The organism is Telluria sp. AIW5, assembly GCF_056680575.1.
The window spans coordinates 1,785,091-1,812,077 of the sequence record NZ_CM155289.1; the positions used below are offsets into that span (position 1 = coordinate 1,785,091).

At 66.2% G+C, this 26,987-nt stretch carries 21 protein-coding genes; 10 read left to right on the top strand and 11 right to left on the bottom strand.

The genetic code is table 11. The features are described from left to right. Nucleotides 1–4: 4 nt before the first annotated feature. The 8 genes from AC1MEM_RS07895 to AC1MEM_RS07930 all read right to left on the bottom strand — a co-directional run bounded on the left by AC1MEM_RS07895 (nt 5) and on the right by AC1MEM_RS07930 (nt 11,393). The gene (locus AC1MEM_RS07895; protein ID WP_499476453.1) at nt 5–493 is read right to left on the bottom strand and encodes a DUF6702 family protein; all 489 of its coding nucleotides are present in this window, start codon (nt 491–493) and stop codon (nt 5–7) included. A 152-nt stretch (nt 494–645) separates the two neighbouring features. Next, the gene (locus AC1MEM_RS07900) at nt 646–3,015 is read right to left on the bottom strand and encodes a M1 family metallopeptidase (RefSeq protein WP_499477601.1); all 2,370 of its coding nucleotides are present in this window, start codon (nt 3,013–3,015) and stop codon (nt 646–648) included. A 187-nt stretch (nt 3,016–3,202) separates the two neighbouring features. Next, nucleotides 3,203–5,593, bottom strand: coding sequence for a M1 family metallopeptidase (locus AC1MEM_RS07905; protein ID WP_499476455.1), 2,391 nt, complete (start codon nt 5,591–5,593; stop codon nt 3,203–3,205). 112 nt (nt 5,594–5,705) lie between these two features. Continuing rightward, nucleotides 5,706–7,154: a serine hydrolase gene (locus AC1MEM_RS07910; RefSeq protein WP_499476456.1), complete on the bottom strand. Its 1,449-nt coding sequence runs from the start codon at nt 7,152–7,154 to the stop codon at nt 5,706–5,708. A gap of 112 nt (nt 7,155–7,266) precedes the next feature. After that, nucleotides 7,267–8,394 (bottom strand): HupE/UreJ family protein, encoded by a 1,128-nt coding sequence (locus AC1MEM_RS07915; RefSeq protein WP_499476457.1) that lies wholly within the window; start codon nt 8,392–8,394, stop codon nt 7,267–7,269. Continuing rightward, complete coding sequence (locus AC1MEM_RS07920; RefSeq protein WP_499476458.1) at nt 8,391–9,563, bottom strand: tetratricopeptide repeat protein; 1,173 nt, start codon at nt 9,561–9,563, stop codon at nt 8,391–8,393. The genes AC1MEM_RS07915 and AC1MEM_RS07920 overlap by 4 nt, the downstream gene beginning before the upstream one ends. A gap of 54 nt (nt 9,564–9,617) precedes the next feature. Beyond that, entirely contained in the window at nt 9,618–9,884 is a 267-nt protein-coding gene (locus AC1MEM_RS07925) for a hypothetical protein (RefSeq protein ID WP_499476460.1), read from the bottom strand. Nucleotides 9,885–9,896: 12 nt separating this feature from the next. After that, nucleotides 9,897–11,393: a DUF4331 domain-containing protein gene (locus AC1MEM_RS07930; protein WP_499476462.1), complete on the bottom strand. Its 1,497-nt coding sequence runs from the start codon at nt 11,391–11,393 to the stop codon at nt 9,897–9,899. A 254-nt stretch (nt 11,394–11,647) separates the two neighbouring features. Between AC1MEM_RS07930 and AC1MEM_RS07935 the strand changes: the two genes are divergently transcribed. The 3 genes from AC1MEM_RS07935 (at nt 11,648) to AC1MEM_RS07945 (ending at nt 13,422) form a co-directional block, all read left to right on the top strand. Then, complete coding sequence (locus tag AC1MEM_RS07935) at nt 11,648–12,232, top strand: sigma-70 family RNA polymerase sigma factor (RefSeq protein ID WP_499476463.1); 585 nt, start codon at nt 11,648–11,650, stop codon at nt 12,230–12,232. After that, nucleotides 12,229–12,933 (top strand): anti-sigma factor, encoded by a 705-nt coding sequence (locus tag AC1MEM_RS07940; protein WP_499476465.1) that lies wholly within the window; start codon nt 12,229–12,231, stop codon nt 12,931–12,933. Before AC1MEM_RS07935 ends, AC1MEM_RS07940 begins: the two co-directional genes overlap by 4 nt. A 99-nt stretch (nt 12,934–13,032) precedes the next feature. Continuing rightward, nucleotides 13,033–13,422 carry a response regulator gene (locus tag AC1MEM_RS07945; RefSeq protein WP_499476466.1) on the top strand — a complete coding sequence of 130 codons (390 nt, stop codon included), beginning with the start codon at nt 13,033–13,035 and terminating at the stop codon, nt 13,420–13,422. 107 nt (nt 13,423–13,529) lie between these two features. Here the strand turns inward: AC1MEM_RS07945 and AC1MEM_RS07950 are convergent, their stop codons facing one another. Both AC1MEM_RS07950 and AC1MEM_RS07955 read right to left on the bottom strand, forming a co-directional pair. After that, entirely contained in the window at nt 13,530–14,750 is a 1,221-nt protein-coding gene (locus AC1MEM_RS07950; RefSeq protein ID WP_499476468.1) for a GAF domain-containing sensor histidine kinase, read from the bottom strand. Nucleotides 14,751–14,827: 77 nt separating this feature from the next. After that, complete coding sequence (locus tag AC1MEM_RS07955; protein WP_499477602.1) at nt 14,828–15,886, bottom strand: M29 family metallopeptidase; 1,059 nt, start codon at nt 15,884–15,886, stop codon at nt 14,828–14,830. 203 nt (nt 15,887–16,089) lie between these two features. Here AC1MEM_RS07955 and AC1MEM_RS07960 point away from each other — a divergent pair, with 203 nt between their 5' ends. The 7 genes from AC1MEM_RS07960 (at nt 16,090) to AC1MEM_RS07990 (ending at nt 24,823) form a co-directional block, all read left to right on the top strand. Next, nucleotides 16,090–17,583 (top strand): hypothetical protein, encoded by a 1,494-nt coding sequence (locus AC1MEM_RS07960; protein WP_499476470.1) that lies wholly within the window; start codon nt 16,090–16,092, stop codon nt 17,581–17,583. Nucleotides 17,584–17,594: 11 nt separating this feature from the next. Beyond that, nucleotides 17,595–19,064: a hypothetical protein gene (locus AC1MEM_RS07965; RefSeq protein ID WP_499476472.1), complete on the top strand. Its 1,470-nt coding sequence runs from the start codon at nt 17,595–17,597 to the stop codon at nt 19,062–19,064. 17 nt (nt 19,065–19,081) lie between these two features. After that, a complete protein-coding gene (locus AC1MEM_RS07970; RefSeq protein ID WP_499476474.1) occupies nt 19,082–19,516 on the top strand; it encodes a hypothetical protein in 435 nt (144 codons plus the stop codon). Nucleotides 19,517–19,532: 16 nt separating this feature from the next. After that, nucleotides 19,533–23,183, top strand: a complete 3,651-nt coding sequence (locus tag AC1MEM_RS07975) for a tubulin-like doman-containing protein (RefSeq protein WP_499476475.1) — start codon at nt 19,533–19,535, stop codon at nt 23,181–23,183. 75 nt (nt 23,184–23,258) lie between these two features. Further along, complete coding sequence (locus AC1MEM_RS07980; protein ID WP_499476477.1) at nt 23,259–24,107, top strand: hypothetical protein; 849 nt, start codon at nt 23,259–23,261, stop codon at nt 24,105–24,107. 58 nt (nt 24,108–24,165) lie between these two features. Further along, the gene (locus AC1MEM_RS07985) at nt 24,166–24,519 is read left to right on the top strand and encodes a hypothetical protein (RefSeq protein WP_499476478.1); all 354 of its coding nucleotides are present in this window, start codon (nt 24,166–24,168) and stop codon (nt 24,517–24,519) included. Nucleotides 24,520–24,550: 31 nt separating this feature from the next. Next, on the top strand, nt 24,551–24,823 hold the full coding sequence (locus tag AC1MEM_RS07990) for a hypothetical protein (RefSeq protein ID WP_499476479.1): 273 nt from the start codon (nt 24,551–24,553) through the stop codon (nt 24,821–24,823). Between the two features lie 68 nt (nt 24,824–24,891). On the opposite strand, the gene AC1MEM_RS07995 is transcribed toward AC1MEM_RS07990, so the two are convergent. Beyond that, complete coding sequence (locus tag AC1MEM_RS07995) at nt 24,892–26,973, bottom strand: GGDEF domain-containing protein (RefSeq protein WP_499476481.1); 2,082 nt, start codon at nt 26,971–26,973, stop codon at nt 24,892–24,894. Nucleotides 26,974–26,987: the final 14 nt, after the last annotated feature.

The window sequence follows — 26,987 nt, forward strand, 5'->3', positions numbered from 1 at the left end:
ATCGTCAGCGCGCCGGCTGTTCCTGGTTATTTTGATCGAACGTCAGCGTGCGCACGGCATTGCCTTCGTTCAGGTTGACGGTATTGACCTGCCCGGGGATAAAATCGACCAGCACGTTGTCGTGGATGGCGCCGGCCTTCCACAGCGGGGTCTGTTCGATTTCCTGGAACACGGTGACCCGCTCGGCGTCGGCCGTCATGCCGACCCAGCGCAGGTTCAGGCGCGCCTTGTCCTGGCCCGCGATCCAGAAGCGGCCTTCCACATACTTGCGCAGCACCTCCTGGTCGTCCGGGTCGGTCAGGTCGAACTGGCGCCCGTACAGGTTCGCCAGCAAGGCCTCGACATCGTGCGCCATGTAGGTGTGGACGATCTCGGTATTGCCGGTGCGGGCGTTGAACGAGATGTCGGTGATCCCGACGTGGAAGAGGTGGGCGGACGCCGGCGCACTGAACAAGGCCAGGGTCAGGGCGGCGAGGGAGGCGAGGTGCTTCATGTTCATATCTATTCGATCGTTTTAAACAAAACATGGCGGTGGCCGCGCTTTCAACGTAGGGTGGGCCGGGCCGCGATCGGACCCCGTGCCCACCGGGTACGCGAACATGCGCACGTAACGCGTGGGCACGGGGCGCCCACCCTACAAAATCATTACTGCGCCTTGTCGTCTTTGGCCTTCAGCTTCGCATTGAAGTCCTTCATCATGTCGCCCGGTTCGCGCCCGCTCTTGAACAGCTCCAGGCGCGATGGCGCCAGCTTGCGCGGCCAGGCGTTGTTGTCGACGTTGATGTCGGCCGTTTCCCAGTACGGGTCTTGCGTCAGGCCGACCATCGGCTCGTCGGTCACGATCAGCTTCGTGATCTTCGCCGGCGAATGGCGCCAGACTTCGGCGGGGATGCGCTCCACATACTTTTTGCCGCTGGCCAGCGTGATCTCGAGCACCAGCGGCGTCACCAGGCCGCCGACGTTCGAGAAGTCGACCAGGTACAGGTGCTTGTTCGATGCGAGCAGCGCCTTTTCCCAGTCTTCCAGCTTGTCCTGCGTTTCCCGGTAGGTGTTGCGGTCGGCATTGGTGACGGTGAAGTCGTCGTGCTCGTTATAGAAATCCTTCAGCTCGGGATGGGCGTCGACGCGGCGCGGCGTGCCCTTGTTGCGCTGGTCGGTCATCGACATCGGCTCGGCTTCCTTCAGCTTGCGGCGCCAGGCTTTTTCGATGTCCGGGTCCTGGGTGCTGACGGTGTATTCGCTGATGCCGTCCACGCTGACGTCCACCGCGTCCGTCGTGTAGAACCAGCCGCGCCAGAACCAGTCGAGGTCCGTTCCGGAGGCGTCTTCCATCGTGCGGAACAGGTCCGCGGGAGTCGGGCGCTTGAACTTCCAGCGGCGGCCGTACTCTTTAAAAGCAAAGTCGAACAGCTCGCGCCCGAGCACCGTCTCGCGCAGGATGTTCAGGGCCGTTGCCGGTTTGCCGTAGGCGTTCGGGCCGCGCTGCAGGACCGACTCGGAATTGGTCATGATCGGCGTCTGGTTTTTACTGCGCATGTAGTCGGTGATGTCGCGCGGCTCGCCGCGGCGCGCCGGATAGTGTTCTTCCCATGCTTCTTCGGCGAGGAATTCGAGGAAGGAGTTCAGCCCCTCGTCCATCCAGGTCCACTGGCGCTCGTCCGAGTTGACGATCATCGGATAGTAGTTGTGGCCGACCTCGTGGATGATCACGCTGATTAGGCCATATTTGGTCGACTTCGAGTACGTGCGCTCGCCGGTCTTCTTGTCCTTCGTCGGACGCCCGCCGTTGAAGGAGATCATCGGGTATTCCATGCCGCCGATCGGGCCGTTCACGGAGATCGCGGTCGGGTAGGGATAGTCGAAGGAGTATTTGCTGTACTGCTCGATCGTGTGGATGACGGCCTGGGTCGAGTACTTCTCCCACAGCGGATTGCCTTCCTTCGGATAGAAGGACATCGCCATCACCTTGTTATCGCCGCTTTTCAGGCCCTGCGCATCCCAGATGAATTTGCGGCTCGAGGCGAACGCGAAATCGCGTACGTTCTTCGCCTTGAAGCGCCAGGTTTTCAGGGTCGTCGCGCGCTGCTTCTCGGCGGCTTCGGCCTCTGCCTGGGTGACGATGACCACCGGCTTGCTCGCCGTGCGCGCGCGCGCGAGGCGCTCGCGCTGGGCGGCGCTCAAGACCTCGCCGGGATTCTGCAGCTCGCCGGTGGCGGCGACGATGTGGTCGGCCGGGACCGTAATCGCGACATCGTAGTCGCCGAATTCGAGCGTGAATTCGCCGTCGCCCAGGTACTGCTTGTTCTGCCAGCCGGCGGCGTCGTAATAGGCCGCCATGCGCGGGAACCACTGGGCGACTTCGAACAGGTCGTTCTTGTCTTCCCTGTTCTTCTCATCCTTGAAGCGCTCGTACCCCATGCGGCGTCCCAGCACGCTGGCCTCGGGAATGTTGAAGCGCCATTCGAGCGCGAAGCTGAAGCTGCTGCCTGGCTTCATCGGCTGCGGCAGGTCGACGCGCATCATCGTCTTGTTGATGACGTGGTGCAGCGGACGGCCACTTGCATCCTTGACGCTGGCGACCTGGAAGCCGCCTTCGAAGGTCCGGCTCTCGAAGGCGAAGCGGATCGCATCGAACTTCACGCCTTCGGGTCCGCCCTTTTGCCAGGCTTCGCGCGAGGGGATGGTCGAAATGCTGCGGTTGTCGGAGTCGCCGCGGAACATGTTCTGGTCCAGCTGCACCCACAGGTAGGAGAGGGTGTCGGGCGAGTTGTTGTGGTAGGTGATGGTGCCGGAACCCGTGATCGCGCGCCTGGTTTCGTCGAGCGTGGCCCGCAGTTTGTAGTCGGCGCGCTGCTGCCAGTAGGCGTGGCCCGGCGCGCCGGAGGCGGTGCGGGTGGTCGATGGCGTCGGCAGCAGCTCGTCGAGCTGGCGGAACTTGTCGTCGAATTTGTCGGCGGCGTGGGCGGCGGTGGACAGGGCGAATGTGAGGGCGGCGAGACGGGCGAGGTGCTTCATCATCAATGTCTGGGTAATCTGTCCTGAAAAACGAAACCGGCAGCCGCGCTTTTAACGTGGCCGCCGGCTGAAACGTAGGGTGGGCGCCCCGTGCTCACGCGGAACGATGAGCAGACGGGACGCGCGACGGGCGTCAACGTGACGCATGCCTTACGCGTGGGCACAGGGCGCCCACCCTACGAAAACATTATTGCACCGTCGGCACGGTCTCCTTCTTCGGCTCTTCAGCCGCCTTCTCGTCCTTGGTCTTCAGCTTGGCATTGAAGTCCTTCATCATGTCCGGCTGCTCACGCTTCGACTTGAACAGCTCCAGGCGCGATGGGGTCAGCTTGCGCGGCCAGGCATTGTTGTTCTGGTCGACGTCGGCGGTTTCCCAGAACGGATCCTGGGTCAGGCTGACCATCGGCTCGTCGGTGACGATCAGCTTCGTGATCTTCTTCGACGAGTAGCGCCACACTTCGGCCGGAATGCGTTCGATGTACTTCTTGCCGCTGGCAAGCTGGATCTCGAGGACCAGCGGCGTCACCAGGCCACCGATGTTCGTGAAATCGACCAGGTACAAATGCTTGCCCGAGGAGAGCAGCGCCTTTTCCCAGTCTTCCAGCTTTTCCTGCGACTCGTTGAACTTGTTGCGGTCCGCATTGGTGACGGTGAAGTCATCGTGCTCGTTGTAGAAGTCCTTGAGTTCAGGATGCGCATCGACGCGGCGCGGCGTGCCCTTGTTGCGCTGGTCGGTCATCGACATCGGCTCGGCGTCCTTCAGCTTCTTGCGCCATGCCTTCTCCGTTTCCGGATTCTGCGAACTGATGGTGTATTCGCTGATGTCGTCGACGCTCACGTCCACGAAATCGGTCGTGTAGAACCAGCCGCGCCAGAACCAGTCGAGGTCCGTGCCCGACGCGTCTTCCATCGTGCGGAAGAAGTCCGATGGGGTCGGGCGCTTGAACTTCCAGCGCTGCGCGTATTCCTTGAAGGCGAAGTCGAACAGCTCGCGGCCCAGCACCGTCTCGCGCAGCACGGTCAGCGCGGCGGCCGGCTTGGCGTAGGCGTTGTTGCCGAACTGGAGGAGGGACTCCGAGTTGGTCATGATCGGCACCTGGTTGCGGCTCTTCATGTAGTCGGTGATCAGGCGCGGCTCGCCGCGCATCTCCGGCCAGTTCTCTTCCCATGCCTCTTGCGCGAGCGTCTGCACGAAGGAATTGATGCCCTCGTCCATCCAGGTCCACTGGCGCTCGTCCGAGTTGACGATCATCGGGAAGTAGTTGTGGCCCACTTCGTGGATGATCACGCCGATCAGGCCATATTTCGTACGCTTCCCATAGGTCAGTTCGCCGGTCTTCTTGTCCTTCGTCGGACGCGGGCCGTTAAACGAGATCATCGGATACTCCATGCCGCCCACCGGACCGTTCACGGAAATCGCGGTCGGGTACGGATAGTCGAAGGAGTATTTGCTGTACTGCTCGATGGTGTGGACCACCGCCTGCGTGGAATACTTCTCCCACAGCGGGTTGCCTTCCTTCGGATAGTAGGACATGGCCATCACGTCGTTGTCGCCGCTCTTGATGCCTTGCGCGTCCCAGATGAACTTGCGGCTCGAGGCGAACGCGAAGTCGCGCACGTTCTTCGCCTTGAAGTGCCAGGTCTTGTTCGTCGTGGCATGGGCCTTTTCGGCCGCTTCCGCTTCCGCCTGGGTGACGATGATCACCGGCGTCTTCGACGTACGGGCTTTCGCCAGGCGGTCGCGCTGGGCGGCGGTCAATACCGAGCCCGGGTTCTGCAACACGCCGGTCGAGGCGACGACGTGGTCGCTTGGCACCGTGATCTCGACATCGTAGTCGCCGAATTCGAGCGTGAATTCGCCGGCGCCGAGGAACTGCTTGTGCTGCCAGCCGTAGGTGTCGTAGTAGGCCGCCATGCGCGGGAACCACTGGGCGATTTCGAACAGGTCGTTCTTGTCGTCGTCGAACTTCTCGTAGCCCGAACGGCCGCCGAGCACCTTCTGCTCGTTGATCTTGTAGTTCCACTCGACGTCAAAACTGAAGCGCTGGCCCGGTTTCAACGGCTGCGGCAGGTCGATGCGCATCATCGTGCGGTTGATGGTGTAGGCCAGCTTGCGGCTGCCCGCATTCACACCGGTGATGTTGAAGCCGCCGTCGAACGCGAGCCCTTCGAAGGTCGTGCGCAGGGCGTCGAACTTCATGCCTTCTTCCGGGCTGCGCGGCTTGGCCCAGGCCTCGCGCGAGACGGACGTCGCCGACATGCGGGCGTCCGAATTCGGCTTGTAGATGTTCTGGTCGAGCTGCACCCACAGGTAGTTCAGGGTGTCGGGGGAATTGTTGTGATACGTGATCGTCTCGGCGCCGCGGATCGAGCGGTTCGCTTCGTCGAGCGTGGCGCGGATCGAATAGTCCGCGCGCTGCTGCCAGTACGCATGGCCCGGCGCGCCCGAAGCGGTGCGGATGGTCGACGGCGTCGGCAGCAGTTCGTCGAGCTGGCGGAACTTGTCGTCGAATTGATCGGCCGCGAAAGCGGACGCGCTGAGGCATAGCGCAGCCAAGGCGATTGGCAAACGAATCATGTTTCCCCTGATTTTATGATGAAAATTGGAGAAACTATTCTAAGGGTATCTTTCAGGCAAGCCTTCGGCGGATTTGTAAAAAAGCTGATACATGATGCATATGCAACACGCATCAGTCGGCCCGCTTGAAGGGGACGTCGAAGGACCCGGACAGCAAGCGGCCGCCATGGTCTCCCATGCGCAGTTCGAGTTCGCGCGACAGGACGAACAGCACGTCCGGCGCCGCCGCGTACAGGGGCTCCCAGGCGCCGCCGCGCAGGGTCACCATCAGCCTGCCGTCGCGGCGGGCGATCGTGAAGTCGCCCAGGCCCGGCACCACGTAGCGGCCGGCGAGCCTGTCCTGCGCGGCGGCGTCCAGGGCGATCGCCTTGCGCACAGCCGGCTGCTGGCTCGGCCATTTGTATTCCGCCGCCAGCGCACGCAACACGCTGTTGGCCAACTCCGCACCGTTGGCGCCATTCGTCATGACCACCGCGCCATCACCGTGGTTTGCGTACGCGAACAGGGTGTTCTGGTAGCCCATGTTGCTGCCGCCGTGGGCAAAGCTCAGGGCCTGTCCCTCGCCCTCGATTTGCAGGCCGAGGCCATAGCGGTTGTCCACCGGTGCGATCATGGTGCGCGCCATCCGGGGCGACAGCACGCCCTTGCCGCCTTTTAAACTGCGCTGCAGGTCGAGCGCAAAGCGCGCCAGGTCGGCGGGCGTGGTCCACAGGCCGGCTGCGGCCAGCTCCGGATAAGTATACGGGCCGCCGGCGACCGGCTTGCCTTGTTCGTCGTGCGGCAGGGCCGCGCGCGCCAGCAGATTCGCCGGCAGCGGCTGGGCGAAGCGGCTGTCCTTCATGCCGGCCGGGGCCAGCACCGTCGTCGCGAGGAGGGCATCGAAAGGCTGGCGCGTGCGGTCGACCAGCGCCTGCTGCACGACGCCGTAGCCGCCGCCGGAATAGCGCCAGGCGCTGCCCGGCACCGTGACGATGCGCACTGGTTTCGTGTTCGCCGGCGGCGCGCCGTCGAGCACCTGCACCAGGGTCGGCACCGGCTTGTCGGCCGCATAGCCGGGAAAGCCCGAAACGCTCGTCCCCGCCGTGTGCGACAGCAGCTGGCGTACCGTGGCGGTTGTGTTGCCCGAGCCGGGGCCGGGCGGCAGCTTCCAGCTGGTGAGCACCGTATTGATGTCGGCATCGAGATCCAGTTCGCCGCGCTCGGCCAGGCGCAGCGCCGCCACTGCCGTCACCGGCTTGCTGATCGAGGCAGCCTGGAACAGGGTGTCGGGCGTGACCGCAGGCCCGCCTTCGTAAGTGACGCCGTAGCCGCGCGACCAGGCGATTTTGCCGTCGCGGATCAGGGCAATGCTTATGCCGGGCACGTGCAGGCGGCGCATCTCGTCAAGCAGGGTACGCGTGGCAACCGGCTCGCCGGCCACCACCACGGACGTGAGCAGGCCGCGCTCGACGCGGGCAATCTCGGCATCGTGAGTGGTATTGGGGGCGGCAAAGGCGGGCAGGGCGGCGAGAACGAGGACAGGCAAGGCGTGTACGGCGGCGCGGATGGATGCAATGGACATGGTCGGCAGACTATTGTTCAAAAAACCAATAGTGACATCGGCTCTACCGCAGGTCCCCTGCCTTGCGACGAGCTGCAGTATGGCGCGACAGGCGACTGCTCTGCGCGCCTCGTCACGCCAGCAGTTTCAGGTCGAGCGCGCGCTCGGCCAGCCACACCATCGCAATGAGCGCGATGAGCGCCGAGCCGCCGGTCAGCACCACGCGCCGGTAGAACAGGCCGCGCCGCAATGCATACGCCAGCGGCAGGAAGGCGGCGACGATCGCCAGCTGGCCCAGTTCGACGCCGACATTGAAACCGACCAGCGACAGCACCAGTGCGCGCTGCGGCAGCCCGAGGTCGGCCAGCACGCTGGCAAAGCCGAAGCCGTGGATCAGGCCAAATGCGAAGGCGACCGCTGCGCGCCAGCGGTGCACCAGCGGCCACAGGTTGTTCAGGGCAGCGAGGACGACGGAGGCGGCGATCGCCGATTCGACCAGGCGCGAAGGCAGCGACAGCGCGCCGAGCGCGGCCAGCGTCAACGTGAGCGAGTGCGCCAGCGTGAATGCCGTCACGATTTTCAGTACGTCGATCACCGAGGCCCGCAGCGTGTCGCGGCCCTGCCAGCGGCCTTCGTGGCGCACCAGCACCGCCGGCAGCAGCAGCGAGACCAGGAACAGGATGTGGTCGAAGCCGATCCAGATATGCCAGACGCCGTGGCGCACATAGTCGCTGAACTGGCGCCAGCGCGACGGCGCCGCCACCTGCAAGTCCTGGCGCCGGGCGTCCGGCGCAAAGATCGCAGCACTGGTCGCGGCGCCGTGCGTCAGCCTTAACAGCCCTTTGTGCTGCGGATCGATATCGAAGAGCAGGCTGTAGTCGACGCTCAAGGTGGTAATCGGTCGCGGGCAGGCGCCCTGCAGGCGCAGCACCGCATAGGCGCCGTCGGTATGGGTGTCGACCAGGTGCTGCGTCACGCGTAGAGGGCAGGCCTCGCCGCCGCTGGACAGTGTCAAACGCGCCAGCGCGTAGGCGGCGATCGCCTCGTGGCGCGCGCGCACTTCGTCCCAGGTGATGGCGGCATCGTTGTTCGCGTCGAGGCCGACCGCCATCTCGAGGTCGCGCAGGGCGATATCCCACTGGCCGTCGATGCGCTCGTCCTGCACGGCGAGGCTGAGGTAACTGTCGCTTGCCTTGTGCGCCTGCGCGGGCAGGACGCAGGCAAAGAGCAGCGCCACGATCAGCATGCAGCGCGCCATCATGCCTTGCTCCCGATTGCCGCCACGGTGGACGCGATCGTCGCGTCTTCGATGTGGCTGCTGCTCAGCCAGGCCTGCACGATCGCGCGCGCTTCCGGGTCCTTGCTGGCAACGGCGGTCTGCGCGAGGATGCGCAAGTCCGCAGGTTCCTTCTGCACCGCCCAGTTCAGTTTGGCCAGGCGTACGGCGGCCAGCGCGTCGCCGCGCAGGGCCAGCTCGAAACGGGCCTGCTCGCGCTGGTGCACGCTGTCGCGGCGGCGCATGGCGGCATCAAAACGCGCCGCCAGTTCAGCCGTTGCGCCGGTTGCTGCCGGCCGGCCCGCGTTTTTCAGGGCGATGGCGTAGCGCAGCAGGAGTGCGTCCGCTTGCGTCTTGTCCTTCAGGAGTGTGATCACTTCCGGTGCACGGCCGCGGTCGAGCAGGAAATCGGCGTAAGCGCCCAGCAGGTAGCTGTCCTCTGCATCAAACGCGAGCGCCTCGCGGAAATGCGCTTCGGCCGCATCGGGCCGGCCCAGGCGCGCGGCCATTTCGCCGAGCAGGGTTGCGACCCAGGCGCGCAGCGCCGGCGGGCTGTCGGCACGCGCGACATACGCCTGGCGCAGGCGTTCGTAACTGGCCGCGGCCTGGCCGCTGACATTGCCCACGTTCGAGAGGCAGGCCTGCACCACCAGTTCCGGCGCGCGCGAATACAGGCGCATGCAGCTGCTGCGCGCGCCCGTGAAATCGCCGGTGATCAGCTGCACCGTGGCGCGCGTCAGCCAGGCCTGGCTGTTGCCGCTGTCGCGTTTCAACACGGCCTCGAGATCGGTCAGCGCGGGTGCGAACTGGTGGGTGCTCTGGCGCAGCGTCGCGCGCAGCACCAGCACGGAGGATGGAGGCTGCGGCTGGCTCCACCAGGGCGCCAGCGCCGCCTGGGCATAGCCGAGATAGCGCGGGTCGCCGTCGCGCCGGCTTTGTTCGATATAGCGCTGGGCCAGCCTCGTCGCGAGGTCCAGGTTGTGCGGGCTGGCGCCGAGCGCCGAGCGCAGGCGCTGCAGCTCGCGCCGCGCGGGATCGAGGCCGCCGGGCAGGCGCTCGAGCACCTGGGCGCCGCTGGCCGGGATATAGGGCGCCGCGCCTGCGCTCAAGCTGGCACAGGCGCAGGCGAGTGAAACGATGATCTTGCCGAGCATGGATACTCCGGATAGCGTAGCGCGGGACGGCGCACCGTCCCGCGCGGACAAGGATCAACCGACCGGTTTCGGCTCGGTGTCCTCTGGCCTGGTCGCGGTCACGTCGTCGATCGCGGCCGGTTCCTCGTTATCGACCAGGGCGGTCACGCGTGCCATCACGTAGTCGAAGAACGAGTCGTTCGCCGCCGCCACCGGCGGCGTGCCGCCAGTCGGCGGCGGCATATCGGCCTGCGAATCGTGGTGGTGGCCGCCGCCGCAGGCCGTTAATGCAAGCGCCGTGCACAGGGCCGCCGCCAGGCGGGGAAGGAGAGAGGTAGGCATGATCGCTCTCCTTTACTGGTTGCCCGGCAGCGGCGTGTTCAGGTAGGGGAAGGCCGCCTTGAAGCTGTTCGCGTCCTTGCGCACGCCATCGGTCAGCGGCAGGGCGCCGGCCGGTGCGTCGCTCGGTTTGCAGCCGACGCCGAGCGCGTCGTTGGCGCCGGTCAGCACGCACAGCGCGCCCATCGCCACGCGCAGCGAGACGTCGACGATGTCGTCGCCCGGACGGCGTCCGTTCGGGAAGCCGGCATTGTCGCCCGCGGCCACGCCGAGCGGGTTCTGCGAGGCCTGGGCAGTCGGTTCGATCGACGTGTTCAGGCGCAGCATTTCGGAAGCCACGACATTCTTCGGCTGGTTCACGCCTGGAATCCCCTTCAGGAAGGCGGTCACCAGGTCGGTACGCGGGAAGTTCGTCGGCGCCTTGGCCGACGGGAACAGGGTCTCGACGACCGTCGGCAGCACCGGATTGGTGACATAGGTGGCGAACTGGGCGTCGTCCTTCGGCTTCGAGGTATTGAAGCGGTCCTTGTCGTCCATGCCGATGATGACTTCGTTCACCAGGGGCATGCCGACGCGCGAGACCTGGGCCCAGGCGGCGCCTTCCTTGACGGCGTTGTTGATGCCCGATGCCGGGTTCGGGTTGATCAGGCGCGCCTGGCGCATGCTGGCGGTGGCATAGGCGCCGATCACCGGGTCGGCGGCGGTTGCCAGGCAGCCGACCGGCAGTTCGAGCGCGATTGCGCTGACGTTCTTGTTCTCCAGGTCGTTCTTGTTGCCGCCCGATTCGGCGCCGAGCGGGTTCATGTTGAACAGGTCGAAGATCTTCCCGACCGCGATGTAGAAGGGCTCCTTGCGCTGGCCGACGAACACGCGGCCGGTGCCGCAGCCGGGCACGTTGATGTCGTAGATGTGCTGGTTGGCGTAGGTTTCATAGCCACCGGCGCCGCCGAAGGTCTTGTCGCCGATGTTGTCGACCGGCTTGTCGAATTCCGTGGCGCCGTTCGCCGCCGCCAGGCGCGTGCGCGTACCGCCGCGGCGGTCGCCCTTGACCATGTCGATGGTGTAGGTTTCGCGCACATTGAGCGAGGCCGGATTCACGCCGCTGATGGTCGACGAATTGATCAGCGGGATCAGCACCTGCTTGCCGCCGATGTTCAGGGCCGTGCGCTTCGAGGTGTTCTTGAAGCGGATCTGGAAGGTGATGTCTTCCTTGGCGTCGCCGTTGTTGTCGACGTGAATCTCGTACAGGGCGTTCTGGTCGAACTGGTAAAAATTCGGGCCGCCCTGCGGGTCCTGGAAGGGGATGAAGTTCGCAATCATCGTCACGAAGCCGCTGCGGCCGGGCGCGTAACTGCGGAACATGTAGAAGTCGGTGCCGTCGACTTTTGGTGAATTCGTCAAAAATGGCGCTTCGCGGTGACTCGAGGCACTGGCCGGGCCGGACAGCGCAGCAAGCGCCGCTCCTGTCAAAACGGCCGCTGTCCATAGGGATTTCTTCTGCACTTGTCTCATCTCGCTCTCCGGTTAATAGGGGTGTTTAATTATTGGTCATCTTGCAAATTTGATGATATTGATTATCATGCAGGCCCGGCGCACGATTGTCTAAATAAGGAAATTTTCCTCGCGCAGACGGTCCATGTGGGCATATACGCAGCCGGCGGCTTGTCGGATTCAATTTATTTTTTTGCAAGGCAGGGCCATGAATATGGTATTTTTCCTGGCACCACCACACCGGCCATGACCATGTTTCCATTGAAGGGTGCAGCTTGAGCACCGCAGCGGCACCATCCGATCCGGCGCAATTGCGCGCCTGGCTGCAGGGCGCCGCGCGCCGCGACCGCAGCGCCTTCCGCGCGCTCTACGAGGCCAGTGCGCCCAGGCTGTACGGCCTGGCGCTGCGCATCCTCGGGCGGCGCGAACTGGCGGAAGAGGTGCTGCAGGAGAGTTTTGTCGCGATCTGGCACCACGCGGCCGATTACGAAAGCGCGCTGTCGGCGCCGATGACCTGGATGACGACGATCGTCCGTAACCGCGCCTTCGACGTGCTGCGCCGCAGCCGCAGCGAAGGCGAGGCCGATGCCACCGAGCGCCACGAGCTGGAGTCGCTGGCCGACCTGTCCGCCACGCCCGCCGAGCGCATGCAGATGAGCAGCGAAGCCCAGGCGCTGGCCGACTGCATGGCCGCGCTCGAAGACAGGCACCGCGAGGTCGTCGGCATGGCCTTCTTCCACGACCTCTCGCACAGCGACGTCGCCGAAAAACTGACCCTGCCGCTCGGCACCGTCAAGACCTGGATCCGGCGCAGCCTGGCGCGCCTGCACGCCTGCCTCAGCGCGCGGGGTGCCGCATGAAGCTGCGTGATAACGAACCCTTGCGCGAGCGCCTGGCCGCCGAATATGTGCTGGGTACCCTGCGCGGCCGCGCGCGGCGCCGCTTCGAAGGCCTGATGCACGGCGATGCTGCCTTGCGCCGCACGACCCGCGAATGGAACGAGCGTCTCGGCGCGATGGCCGAATTCGCGCCGCCGGTGGCGCCGGACGGGCGTGTCTGGCGTGCGATCGAAAGCCGGCTGGGACTGCGCGCGGCCGCGCCGCGCTGGCAGTTCTGGCGCCACGGCTCGCTGGCGCTGTGGCGCACGCTGGGACTGGCTTCGTCCGCGCTGGCCGCGCTGCTGCTGGTGACGGTGCTGCACGACCGTCCCGCCACCACGCGCATGAGTGACATCGCCAGCCTGCTCGACGAACAGTCCCGTCCGGCGCTGGTGGTGACGGCCGACCGCGCACGGGGGCTGATGACGGTGAAGGTGGTGACAAGCGTGCCGCTGACCGCGCAGCAGGTGCTGCAATTATGGGCGGTGCCGCGCGACGGCAAACCGCGTTCGCTGGGCGTGCTTGGTGCGAACCGCGAACTGACCCTGCCGCTGCCGGCCAATGCCATCGGCGCCGACGTGGCCGTGCTGGCGGTCAGCCTCGAGCCGAAAGGCGGCTCGCGCAATCCGGACGGGCCGAGCGGGCCGGTGCTCTACAAGGGGGCCTGGGTCAGGCTGATTTAAGTGAGTGGTAGCCGAGGAAAAGGGCGGCGAGCACACTGCCGGTCACAAATTTTCACAATGTTAAGTCGCGACACAATGTATGTGCTGTAGGATGGGGCGATGGTAAAAAAAGCCCTGATTGTCGATGACTTGCCCTTCGACGTGGAACTGACGCGCCGCGTCTTGCGCAGCTGCTGCGCACAGCATGAAGTCGTCGTGGTGTCCGACGGCGAAGAAGCGCTGCGCGAGCTGAACAGGGAGCCGAACTTCGATATCGTCCTGCTCGACCTGAAGCTGCCGAAGGTCGACGGCTTCGAGGTGCTCAAAGAAATCTCCTCGAAACCCTTCCTGTCCGACCTGCCCGTGATCGTGCTCTCGAGCTCGCGCAACGAAGCGGACCGCGTGCGCACGCGCATGCTGGGCGCGGGCGACTTCGTGGAGAAGGCGATCGATTACTCGGTTTTTCAGACGGATTTGACGCGGGCGCTGGCGCAGTTCGGGTTTGCCTGAGGGGCACGGAATTCGGACGATGCATCCAGGGTGGAGTCCTTGTATAGCACAGGGTCCACGCGCTCCACAGCCGGCAACGACCGTTCAATCAAACCCGATGACGCTGTTCAGCAGTCGGCGTGCGCCAGCCAGGCCGTCGAAGGATCGGCCGCCAGGGCCGCGCCAGGCAGGCGGAACACGAAGGCCGTGGCGCCCCCGCGCGAGCTGACCTCGATCGTGCCGCCATGGGCGCGCGCGATCTGGTCGACGATGTACAGGCCCAGCCCCAGGCCTTCGCTGCCGGGGCGCGAGGCCGCGCGCCAGTAGGGCTTGAACAGGCTGTCGATCACTGACTGAGACAGTTCGCGGCCGAGGTTGGCGACCGACAGTACGAATTCATCGCCGTCGAGTCCTGCGCCGACGGCCACCGGCGCCTGTTCGCTGCCATGCACCAACGCGTTCTTCAGCAAATTCGACAGCAGCTGGGCGATGCGTTCGGGGTCGCAGCGCAGGCGCAGGCCGGGAGATATTGTGGCCGTGATCGCGCGCAGCGGGTAGAGGCCGCGCATTTCGTCGACCACCTGTTCGAGCGTGGCGCCGATGGGGGCGTCGCGCAGCTTCATCGTCATGCCGCTGCCCATGCGCCCGCGCGTGAAATCGACGACGTCGTCCACCAGCGCGGCCATGCGCACGGCGCTGCGGCGGATGCGCTCGACCACGGGTCTGGACGCGGGATCGGGATGCTTCAGGCTGAGTACTTCAGTGCCCAGCAGGATCGAGCCGAGCGGGGTGCGCAGGTCGTGGCCGAGGACGGCGATGAACTGCTCGCGCAATTCGGCCGTTTCGCGTTCGCTCAGCAGGTCAGCGCGCGCGGCGACCAGCTCCTTGCCGGCCTCGAGCTGTTTCGAGACCAGCTCGGCGAACAGGTGCAGCGTCGAGACGGTGACGCTGCCGGTCAGGCGCGCGGGCTCCGGATCGAGGCCGCACAGGGTGCCGAAATAGCAGCCGTCAGCGCGGAAGATCGGGATCGAAAAATAGCTCTGGAAGCCGTACATGCGCGGCGTGTGGTGCGCGCGGTACTGGTCGCTGGCGGCGACGCTGTCGATGATGACGGCGCGTCCGCTGTCGCGCACTTCCTCGCACAGGGTCGTCGTCACATCGAGCTGGCCGCCGGGCGCGAGGCCGAAGTCGAGTCCGTCGAGTACGGCGCAGGCGGTCCAGGAATCGTCGGTGACGTGGGCGATGCAGACGAAGCGCAGGCCCGTCATCGCCGCCACCGTTTCCAGGATCTTCGGCACCGCGCTGATTGCCTGGATCTCGGCTACGCGTTTGGAGAGCTCCTCTTTCATCCCGTTCCCGACAAATTTCTATAGTTTTGACAGCTAATAGTGCAATGTTACCAGTTTTAGTCGTCAAATTCAGTAAATCACACCCGCCAGGCGCCGTCCGCATAGATTTTGTCTTCGCCGAGATACACGGCATCCGTCACCGCGAACACGTCGATGTGGTAGCGCGCATCCTTCCTCTTGAAGCCCGGTTTCGGATACACGCCGTGTTTTGCGCCGAGCGACAGGTGGATGCCGCACATGCGTTCATAGGTGCCGATGTCGTCGACGCGGCGCTCGCGGGTAAAGGCGCGGTTCATGCCGAAGCCCAGTTCGCGCACCCAGACTTCGCCTTCGTCGGCACGGATGATGTCGAGCACGCGCTGGAACTCCGGCGTCGCATTCTCGGTGCCGACCACGCGCCCGCGCTCGACGATGATCGTCACCGGCGTCGCCGGCCGGTTCGACAGGTAGGAGGTATCGCCGAACACGTGGATCTGCGCGCGCCCGTTCACCGCTTCCAGGTCGAGGGCTTCCGTAAACACTTCGCCGATCGGGAACTGGCCGCCGACGTTGTGCATCTCGCTGTAGTCGCCGATATTCAGCTTGGCCGGCTCCAGCTTCGATCCGAACACCAGTTCTTCGCCGCCGCCGCAGACGCGCGCGTCCGGCGCTGCATCGATGCGCGCCTTGAGCTCCCGGCCCACGCCGCGGAAATAGGCCGGATCGTAGGCCAGCGCTTCGATGTAGTGCTCGCCCTGCACACCCGGCATGCGCGACAGGTGCACGTGCTCGACCACTTTCAGCCCGAGTTTGAACAGTTCGACGCGAATCCGGAAAGCCTCCAGGCGAAAATTGGTCGACTGCACCAGCACCACCAGGTCTTTCGGCGCCAGCTGGCGGAAGCGCGCCAGCACCTCGGCCGGGTCCACGCTGTCGAAGTCGAGGAACTCGGCCTGCGGCAAATTGCGCCGGTAAGCCTCGACCAGGGCGCGCGCCAGGCCGGTGCGCGTGTCGTGGACGACCAGCGCGCGCTGGGCCGGGCCATGTTCGATCGCGATCTCGAGGACTGCATGAAGGTGCGCGGCGGCGGCATCGACGGCGTGCGCAGGCAGGTCGGGCGTGGGGGCGAGGGCAGATGCGAGGGCGGGAACGGTCATGGCAGGAGAGGGCGCGGATGGACCCGGCATTATACGAATTTCCCTGCGACGGCGCGTATTCCGGGCCTCAAGGTGCCGCCGGGCGCTACCGGGCGAACGGCGCGCCGTGCAAGGGCCGGGGCAGTTATGATTTAGACAGCAATGACCATGCGCATCACAGCGGTGGCATGCATATCTTATTCATTCGGGAACGGCGCAGAACAATGGCAATACGATGGGACACGCCAACCAGCACCTGGCTGGAAGACGAGACGAGCGGACAGTTCGCGCTGCAGGCCAGCGCTGGCCTGGGGCCGGTCGACTGGCAGGCGCATGCGCGCGGCCGGCTGCCGGACGTCGCCCATCTGCTCGGCGCCTCGCTGCCGACGGCCTGCGCCTGCGCGGGCATCTACCCTGAAGGTTTCTCATTCTGCCCGACCTGCGGCGCGCCGCTCGAGCGCCTGGCGGGCCAGGTGCAGCACCAGCCCGACTGGTGGGGTGCGCCCAGCGACCAGGCCTTGCCGCGCCACGTTCCGCACGGCTTGCCGGTCACCTCGCTGGCGCTGGGCGACCGCCTCGAAGGGCGGCCCGCGGCGCCCATCATCAATCGCGCCGAACTGGCGATGCCGGCGCCGCCGAACGCGCATTGCGTCTTCATCGCGGGCAGCTACGGTTTCCCCGAGCAGCGCCTGCTGGCGCTGGCCCCGGCGCGCGGCGTGCTGCAGTACTGGGATCCGCTGGCGCAGCTGTGGCATGTGATGGGCGCCGAGGAGGCCGGCAGCGAGCTGCGCTTTTCCGCGGGAGGCTCGGTGGGCGTCTACAACTGGCTCCCGAGCCTCAATCCCGCACGCGGAGAAGTCGGCATCGTGCCGCTCGATACGGGCCTCTCTCGCCTGTGGATCAATCCGGTCAACGAGAGCTATCGCCTGGAAGTGCTGTTCGCCGGACGCCTGGTGTCGAGTCCCGGCCTCATGCGGCGCCAGGTCGGCTGCCTGTTCGTCGAGGACGGCGTGCTGCAGCTGCTCGATGCGAATGCCGATTTCGTGAACGGCACCACCTGGGACTGCGCAGGTGCGCCCACCTCCGGCTGGATGCGTCCGATCGGCTACGACAACCGCCTGTTCTGGCTGCACGCCCAGGGCCAGTTGGTCTGGCGTCCGGGCGAGGAGCCGCGCTGGACGCCGTGGCCGCGCGGCTGGACCCCGAAGCTCGATTTCGGCGGCCCGACCCAAAGCCGCGACGGCCGCCTGTGGCACATCGGGCACGATGGCCAGGCTTATTCCTTCCTCGAACTGGGTGCCGAAAATCCCCAGGTCGAACCGATCGACGGCGCGCGCCTCGGCTTCGCCAACTTCCTGTTCCGGCGCGGCCATCCGGTGCTGGATCAACCCTGGTCGGCCGAGCACATCGAAGACGTGGGGCAGGACGACTCGCTCGTGCTGCCGCTGCTGCGCAGCTTTAATAACAACCGCAGCCAGCCGAGCGGCCTGGTGCTGCGCTTTCACACCTATACCGGCCGCGCCGAGGAAGCGCTGGCCGGCCGCACGATCGCGCGCACGACCATCGAATGGATCGGCAAGCGCAACCTGATCCTCGACGAGGTGGCGCGCATGGCGCGCCCGCTCGACTGCGTGCCCTTCGTGTATGCCGGCGCGCTGTGGCTGCACCACCCGGACTGGAACACGGTGCGCGGCTGGCGCCTGGAAGCCCTGTCGTGAGGGCGGCCTTCATGCGCGTTCTGACCATCCTCGCCCTGCTGTGCGGCGCTGGGTCGGCATGGGCCACGCCGCACGTCGTTTTGGTGCAGAACTCGGGATGGATGGAGCCGTTCTACAGCGATCCTGCATCGCCTTTCAAGCCGCTGGTGACCGAGCTGGCGCTGGCCGTCGCGCAGCCGGGCGATGCGCTGGTGCTGGCCGCCTTCAATCAATCGCAGCCGAACGCGCCGTCGCCGCGCGCGCTGCTGTCCACGACGGTCGACAAGGGCACGCGCGGGGCCGTCACGCGTGCACTGGCAGGGCTGGACACGGCCCATAAAGCCGGCGGCGCGCTGGCCGACACCGATCTCGGCGAAGCGGTGGGCGCGGCCTTGACGCAGGCGCTGGGCGGCAGGGATGGCATCGTCTGGCTCGTCACGAATAACCGCAACAGCCCGAACAACGACCAGGCCACTGCCCAGCGCAACCGCGAGTTCTACCAGCTCATTCACCAGGGCGGCAAGATCCGCACGGCGCTCGCTTTCCCGCTGCGCATGCCGGTCAAGGGCGCGCACTACACCGCCAACGGGCTGATGGTGTACGCGTTCGCCATCGGCGAAGGCGGAGCGCGTGCGCTCGACGGCCTGATAGCAAGCGGCGCGATCCGCAATATCATCACCGAGCCGCCGGCGCGCCTGAAACCGCTCGACCGCGGCACCGTGCGCCTGGTGCCGCGCAAGGTGGAAAATGCGCCCGGCGTCAGCTTCGCCATGGGCCAGGACGGCGTGCTGCGCGCCGATGTGGCGCCGGATGCGACCGCGCCCAACGCGAAGATCGCCTGGCACCTCGAGAACACGATGTACCCGTACACCATCGTCAGCGCCACCCTGAGCGCGCGCTCGAAGCTGGGCGGCGAGGACCGCGCCGTCACCCTCGGCAGCACCCGCGTCGCCGCACTGGCGCCGGGCAAGCCGCAGCCGCTGGGTTCGACTTTGCAGCTGCCGGTGGCGCAACTGCCGGGCAAATGGTCGATGGCGGCTTTTAAATCCGCCGGCTCGGCCTATGTGCTGCCGGGGACCATCGAAGTCCATTTGGCGGACCAGAAGCTGGCCTTGTCGACGGGTTTCAGGGAACGCATGACGGAGCTGTTCCCGGGCGACCCGCTGCCCGACATTTTTACGCCGCCGGCCCAGGTACAGGCATCGACCGCCGTGTTGCCGATCGAAGTGCGCGTCCATTACGGCAGCGCTCCGCTGCTGGCCGCGGGCGGCGGCTTGCTCGCCTTATTGGCGGCGGCCGCCGCCGCGGCCTATGGCTGGATGCGCCCGCGCCGCGCGCTCGTCACCGTCGACGACGAGCAGCGCAGCATGCATGCGCGCACCGGCACGATACAACCGATTTACGACAAGGCGGGCAACGAAGTCGCGCGCCTGAAGACCACCCTGTTCGGCCACCAGTTGATTGACCTGCGCGAAGGCGCCCAGGTTCGTCTTGGCCGCTGACCCCTAAGGAAAAAAAGATGCAAGCCCAGAACAACCAGAGCGACCCCGGCTTCAAGCTCCCCGCCGACAAGACCAAACCCGACGATCCGCAGGCCAAAACCATGCCCGACACCGCGACCGCTCCGGTGGAAGTGGTGCCCGGCGCAAAGGCGCCGCTGACCGACACCTCCACCCGCGACGTCGCCATCGGCGGCGCCATTTTTATCGTGCTGCTGGTCGTGTACTTCTTCGTCCGCAACGCCTATGTGCACCACATGGTCGTGCGCCGCGTGGCGCCATCGACCGCGGGCAGCGCCGGCTGGATGCTGTTCGTCGGCCTGGCCTTCCTGTCGGCGGCGGTGGTGCTGGCGATCGTCAATGCGAGCAAATACCTGAGCTTCGGCGTCACCGCGCCCTTGGTGGTGGTGGGCCTCGTCGCGCTGATCGCGGCGCTCGTCATCGGCCGCCGCTAAAGGAAGGAAGAACACCATGGCAGATATCCCCACCCAGGCCCAGGTCAAGCGCAAGTCCGAACTGAAGGTCGACCTGCGCCCGACGCTGTTCATCGGCGCCGGCGGCACCGGCATGGAAGTCATGATGCGCATCCGGCGGCGCATCCTGTCGGCCGTCTGGAACCGCCACAATCCGACCCGCGTCGAATCGATTGCGGACTTCCCGGTCGCGCGCTTCCTGCACTTCGACCTCGATTCGAATGCGGTCATCGACGAAGGCAAGTCGCAGCGCACCGATCCCTGGTATGAGCTGGTCAAGCTGACCGACGAAGAACGGCTGGTAGAGCCGCTCGATCTTCCCCAGTATCACGAGTCCGACGACAGCCTGGCGCGCTTCCCCCTGATCGAAAAGTGGATGCCGCTGCGCCCGAAAAAACTGCGCTCGCTCGGCATCGACCCGTCGAAAGGGGCGGGCCAGATCCGCGCCGTGGCACGGCTGTACTTATTCGACAAATACCCGAAGCTGCGCGGCCGCATCAAGGGCGCGCTGAACTACCTGGGCAGCAACGCCGGCATCGAGCGCAAGGAGAATTACCAGCGGCTCGGCCTGCAGGTCGACACCTCGAAATTCCGCATCGTCGTCATCGCCTCGAACGCGGGCGGCACCGGCGCCGGCAGCGCGATCGATCTCGGCTGGATGGCGAAAGCGATCGCGCGCCAGGAAGTGGCCGACAGCCAGGTCGATCTCGTCATGTTCATGCCTTCGGGTTTCGCCAAGGCGAACAAGGAGCGCACCGAGGCGAATGCCTACGCGACGATGATGGAACTCGAGACCACGATGCGCGACATGAACGCGCAGGTAAAGTGGATGGACCCGGACAGCATCACCGGCCGTGGCGCTCCCTTCGACGACGTGTATTTCGTCGACACCGCGAACCTGGCCAACAAGGCGACCCAGGACGTGAAGGACGTGTACCAGATGGTGGCCGATACCCTGTTCGAGGATTTCGCCTCGGCCGATTTCGCCAACCGCAAGCGCTCGGTCGCGGTCAACCAGCAGCAGCACAAGCTCGGGCCGTATAACCCGCGCGTGCCGGAAGCGCGTTTTGGCGACATGCGCCTGTCGTATTCCAAAGTGTATTCGGCCTTCGGGCAGTCGGTGCTCGACACCCAGCAAAGCCTGCGCGAGGATATCCGCGCCTATGAGCTGGCGGCGCTGATGGTCAAGGAATTCTTCGGCCTGGTCGGGCGCGACGGTGCGCTGGCACGGCGCGCGGGGGACCAGGAGCGCGACGGCTTCATGCGCGAGCACATGGACATGCGCGAGCTCCCCTTCGACGAATTCCCTGATTTTAAAAAGGGAACCGTCGATGTCACGCCATTCCAGGAATACGCGCTCACCGGCTTGCTGTTGCGCGACAAGGAAGGGCGCTCGCTGCTCGAGCGCGTCGAGAGCAAGGTGCAGCTCGAGATGGACCGCATCATGGCCGCCTTCGACGTGCCGCAGTGGCGCGAACGCGTGGCCGAGCTCTTGCCGAACCTCGAACGCGACGCCATCCGCGAAGCCGGCGCCAGCGCCGAGACCAGCGAAGACCGCATCAAGCGCCACACGATCGAACTGACCGGGCGCCTGAAAACGCGGGTGCGCGAGCGCCTGTACGCGTTGCTCGACGACCGCAAGCAGGGTGGATTGGAATTCGTGCTGTCGCTGCTGGAGCAGGTGAAAGCGCGCCTGCTGCAGCGCGACCTGGCGAACGCCGAGCGCAATGGCCGCCGCTACCGCGACATCCGCGACGCGCTGCGCACGCGCCAGGTCGAGGAGTCGCTGAACAACCTGTCGCAGGCGGCCGGCCGCCTGTTCGGCAAGGACGCCCAGGCGCGCGAAGTGATGGCGCATTTAAAACGCGACATTGCCGACTACCTGCGCTTCCACCTGCTGGCGGTGGCGGCCGGCCAGTCGATCGAGGTCATGCGCGGCATGTCGGCCTGGCTGGGCGAGCCGCAGTCGACGGACGAGCAGGGCCATGCGCAGTGGAGCGGCATCGCCGGCGAATTCCAGGAGGGACGCCGCCACGTGCAGGACATCCTGGGCGCGGTCGATGGCCGCATCCGCCAGCTGCGCGCGGACGCGCGCCAGGAGCACGCCACCTATATCAAGCTGGCCGGTGACGTGATGCCTGCGCCGGTGCGCCTGACCGGGGACGTAAGCGCCTGGAGCGAAGAGGTGCTGCTCGAATTCGGCGGCTCCGCCAGGCTGTTCCCGCAGCTGGGCGACGAGCGCACCCGGGCGGATTTGCTGCTCAAATTGTTCCGCCGCGCGCAGACCCAGCTCTCAACCGGCGAGCTGCTGGAGGAACCGGTCGATCCGCTGCTGGAACGCTTGAATGCGATGACGCCGCAGGAACGCCAGCGCGTCTTCGCCGAATGGATACGCAGCGCCATGCCCTGGGTGAACGCGCGCTTCTCCGCCGAGTTCACTCCGAATTCGGACCAATTCAAATGTTTTATCGGAGTCGGCGACGTGGCCGCCTGGCGCAAGATGGAAGCGGAGATCCGCGCCGCGGTGCCGACCGGGTATTTTCATGGCGACCTGGTCTCGGTCGTGAATACCGGCATCCCGGGGCGCGCGGTCTGCTATATCGAGCTGTCGGGCTTCCCGATGACGATCCTGCGCGGCCTGCCCACCTGGCGCGCTTCGTACCAGATCGAGAACCCGAAGATCCCGACCCACCTGCACTTCGATTCGACGCGCTTCCGCCATCCGATCTCGCCCTCGATGGATGAACTGAATCGCCTGGCGGACGATTTCGAGTGGTTCCTGCAGGCGATCGCGCTGGGCGTCGTGCGGCGCAAGCTGGACGCGGGCGACCGCGAAGCGGCCTTCCAGCCGCGCGGGCAGTACCTGTTCGAAGTCGAGCCGGGCTCCGGCGAATGGCTGCAAATCGGGAACGAGTACGCGATCCGCTCGAACGGTTTGCCGCCGTATTACCGCGAGCAGGTGATCGCGGCCGTACGCAACCGCCAGGCCGGTCTCGGGCCGCACCAGTTGCTGCTGCTGGCCACCCTGATGCGCCACTACCAGCTGCGCGTGTACGAGCCGCGCCTCGAGGTCGACGAAACTGGTGCCCAGCTGCCGTCGCCGTCGCTACCGAACATCACGGCGCGCCGGTTGTACGAGGCCTGGCTGCGGCGCGCGCTGGCGGCGGAGCCGACGCTGTCGAACGCCGCAGTGGATGCGGCACTCGCCGCGATCGCCGCCTGGACCGAACCCGTCCCCGATTCCGCGCTGGATGCCTACAGCTGGGAAGTCGAACGCCCGATCGACAAGCGCGTGATCAAGCCAGAGATCCTGGCCAGCGAAGCGCGCGCCGCGGCGGCGCTGGAAGTGCGGGGGCTGGGTTCAAGCCCAGGGCTGGCGGCCGCGCCGATTCCCGACCCGGCGCCCGTGCCTTCGCTGCACGGCGCGCGTTATAAACTGTTCGTGGCGGGTGCGCAGCGCGGGCCGTTCGCGCTCGACGAAGTGGCGCAGCAGCTGGCGCGCGGCGAGATCGACCCCGGCACGCGCGCCTGGAACATGGCGCAGGACCCGAAGTCCGGCAAATGGCAGACGGTGGCGGACATTCCCGGCCTCGCGCACGCTGCGCCCGCTATTCCCGATCCGGACGACGGCGTCCCGGATCCGCAATGACAGGGGAGGGTTGTGCAAGACGATTCGATGGTCCGCTGTATCCAGGCCGCATGCGGGCATGCGCTGCCTCGGCGCGTGAATTTTTGTCCGTATTGCGGGACCGCACAAGGGGAGGCCGGGCCCGCGCGGGTGCATCCGGTTGCGGCGCCTGGCCAGCCGGTCGCAGGGACGGGGCAGGCATACCGCGTGGTGCTGGACAGGCCGCTGCGGGCCGAAGCGGCCGCTGCGGCCGCTGCGGCGAACCGTGCGAACGCGCCGGCCGCCGCGCCCGACGTGCATGCGGCCAGGCCGGATGCCGCGCCCGCCGCGCGTGCGGAAACCGCGGCGCCGGCTGCTAGCGCACAGACGCCAGCCCGGCCAGCGGCCGTGCCGCCGCCATCGGCCGCCGGCCCGCGCCTGCCGCCCGCAGCGCCGGGCTCGCCCCCGCCATCGCCGCGTGGCGCCCCTGCGGCCGGGGCCCTGCCGCCAAGGCGCGAACCGGTACGGCTGCGCTGGTGGTTGCTGGCGCTGGCGGCCCTGTGGGCGATCTGGCTGATCGCGAAACCCTCGAGCCGGCGTATCGAAGCGCAGATGGACAAGGCGATCGCGCTCGCCACCGACTGCAAGCCGCGCGAGGCCCAGAGCGAACTGATCGCGCTGCGCGGCACGAAAGCGACGCCCGAACAGCTGCAGCGCGTGCAGAAGGCGCTCAACGAGGCGAGCGCGAATTGCACCCGCAAGCGCCAGCGCGACAAGGCCTGGCGCGAGGCGAAGACCGGGGTCGAGTCGGCGCTGTCCGCATCCATGGTCGACCGCGCCCGCCAGCGCCTGCGCGCCTTTACCAAACGCTGGGGCGAGGATGACGCCACCCGTGCGATGAAGGAGGAGATCGACGCCCGCGAGCCGGAACACCGGCGCGCCGACGAGGTAGAAGGCGGAAGGTAATACGCCCGCGAGGACGCGCTGGTGTATGCTTTCGGAAACACGATCACAGGAGCGAAGCATGAAGACGACGACCATGTTGGGTGCATTGCTGGTCCTGGCCATGGCTGCCGGCTGCTCGCGCCACGACGACGCGATGGGCCCGGCGCAAAAGGCCGGCAAGGCGGTCGACGAAGCCGGCGACAAGGTCGCGCGCGAACTGCGCGCACCGCTCGAAAAGGCGAACGAGGCGGCGAAGCAGCTGGCCGAGCGCGCCGAGGAAGAGCGGCGCCAGATCGCCGAACGCACCGGCGAAGCGCGCGAGAAGATCAAGGACGCGACGGCGCAAGCCGGGCGTGGACTGCAGAAGGCGACCGGCAAGGTCGGCGAAAAGGTCGAGCAGGCCGGCGAAAAGATGCAGGACGCGGCACGCTGAAGACTGCGGACTTTTCAGGAGGGAGCGCGCAATGACGCCACAAAAGTACTGGTTCCCCGTGCGCCCCGCCTCGCGCGGATGGGGCTGGGGACTGCCCCTCGTCTGGCAGGGCTGGGCGACCTACGCTGTCTTCTTCGCCGCCCTCATCGGCGGCCTGGTGCGGCTGGCGCCCTTCGGCGAACTTGTCAGCGTCGGCTACAGCTGCCTGCTGGCCGCGCTGTTCATGGCCGTCGTGGCGTGGAAGGGCGAGCCGCAGCGCCTGCGCGATATTAAATCACCGGCGGATGACGTGATGATCCGTTGACGCAACGGTCCGCGTGGGCACGGGGCGCCCACCCTACGGCTAAAGGCACGGACGACCGCGAAACAAGCTTACGCGCTCGCCCTTAAATCCGGATACCCACCCGTCACGATCGCCATATCCACGAATCCCGCGCGCCAGGCCTGCTCCAGGTTCTGCTCGACCTCTTCCATCGAAGTCCGCCCAAAATTCGCAAACCCGAGCACGCCATACGCGCGGTTGCGCCCATGGCCCTTGGCCATGTACAGCGCCATGTCGACCAGGTTGACGGCGCGCTCCCACGGCAGCGGCGTGCCGCCCGGCGCCAGCGGGTAGGGCGCGTAGCCGATCGACACGTTCACGGAAAGCGCCGTGCCCTGGAATTCGATGCTGGTCGCGCTGATGCCGTTCAGCAGGCGGCGCGCCACTTCGTCCAGGCCGCTCAGCGGGATCGCCGGCAGGAAGGCGAGGAATTCCTCGCCGCCCCAGCGCACGATCATGTCGGTCTCGCGCAGGATCTCGCGCAGGCTCTCGGCAAGCCTGATCAGCACCGCGTCGCCGGCGCCATGGCCCCAGGTATCGTTGATGTGCTTGAAGTGGTCGACGTCCATCAGGAACAGCGCGCTGACCATCTCTTCGCCCGACGTCCCGGCGCCGCGTTTTTCATCGGCGCGGTGACCGCGCATGAAGTCCTGGAAGTGGCGGCGGTTGTACAGGCCCGTGAGCGGATCGCGCACGCTCTGCTGCTTCAGTTCCTGGTTCTTCAGGTACAGCTGCGCATTCGCGTGGCGCACCTTGCGGTACAGGAGGCCGACCACGACCGAGGCCAGCGCGAAGACAACGGCCAGCAGCCACCAGACGCGCTGCTGCAGGCGGCGGTTGTCGATCTCGACCGACTTGACCTGGTTCTCGCGCTCGAGCAGCTCGATTTGCCGCTGCTTCTTGTCGGCGTCGTATTTTTCCTGCAGCTCGAGCATGGCCTTCTGGCGGCGCTTCTCGAACAATTCGTTCGACAGCGTGCGTTCGCGGTGATACGCCTGGACCGCGCCGGCATAGTCGTCCGCGCGTTCCAGCGCCTGACCGTATTCGGACAGCACGGTCTGCAGTTCGGGCTTGTTGCCGGCTTTTTCGTAGGAGGCAAGGCCCGCTTCGAAGTTGCGCTTGCCCTCGGCCAGGCGGCCCGTGGCCAGGTAGGCCTGGCCCAGGTTGATGCGGGCGGTGGCCACGCTGTTTTCGTCATGGACTGCCGTTGCAGCCGTGATCGCCTGGTTCGCGTACGCCACTGCATGCGCGTAGTCGCGCATCTTCAGGTAGCAATCGGACAGGTTCACCAGCGAGTTCACTGCCATCGAATGCGCGCCGATCTGGCGCTCGATCGCCAGCCCCGCCATCTGCGCCTTCAGCGCGCGGGGGTATTGCCCCGAGTCGATCGCAAGGGCGTATTCGGTCGCTTTCAGGGTCGCCACGCGACCCGGGGAGTTGGTCTTTGCGGCCGCAAGCATGGCCTCGGCCAGCGCCTCGAAACCCTTGTCGTACTCGTGCATCTGGCGGTACAGCCACGCCAGCGAATTGAGTACGATCACCAGGTGCACCGGACCGCCATACTGGCGCGTATAGGCCAGCGTCACCTGCATTTTTTCCAGCGCACGCGGAAAATTGCCGTCCTCGGCGAAGGACTCGGCGGCCGACACGCCGACGCGCACACGCAGTTCGACATCGTTCGTCGTGTTCGCCAGGCGCTCGGCCTCCCAGATCAGTTCATGCGAAGTCGCCAGCTCGTTCTGGGCATATTTGATATAGCCCTTGCGTACCAGGCCTTTGGCGAGGGCGCCGTTGTCCCGGCGCGCGCGGCCGAATGCGATCAGTTCGTCGCAGGTCGCCAGTGCCAGCACCTGCTTGCCCACCTTCTGGTAGGCCACGCACAACTGCGCCAGCATTTCGCCGGTCTCCTCGACCGACGCAGCGCGCGCCTCGGGCTCGATCGCGAGCAGCATCGGCAAGGCGCGTTCGGGCGTAAAACGGTTGATTTCGCGGATCTCGGCAAGGCGCGCGGCCAGCGGCGCGGCGGCCTGGCCCCAGGCGCAGGAGGATGCAAAAGACGAGGCCAGCAATAACGAAACCAGCAGCGTCGCGGAGCGACGGCGTGGCTGTCTGGACTTGCGTGCTGCCGGCATAGATGATCTCTCGA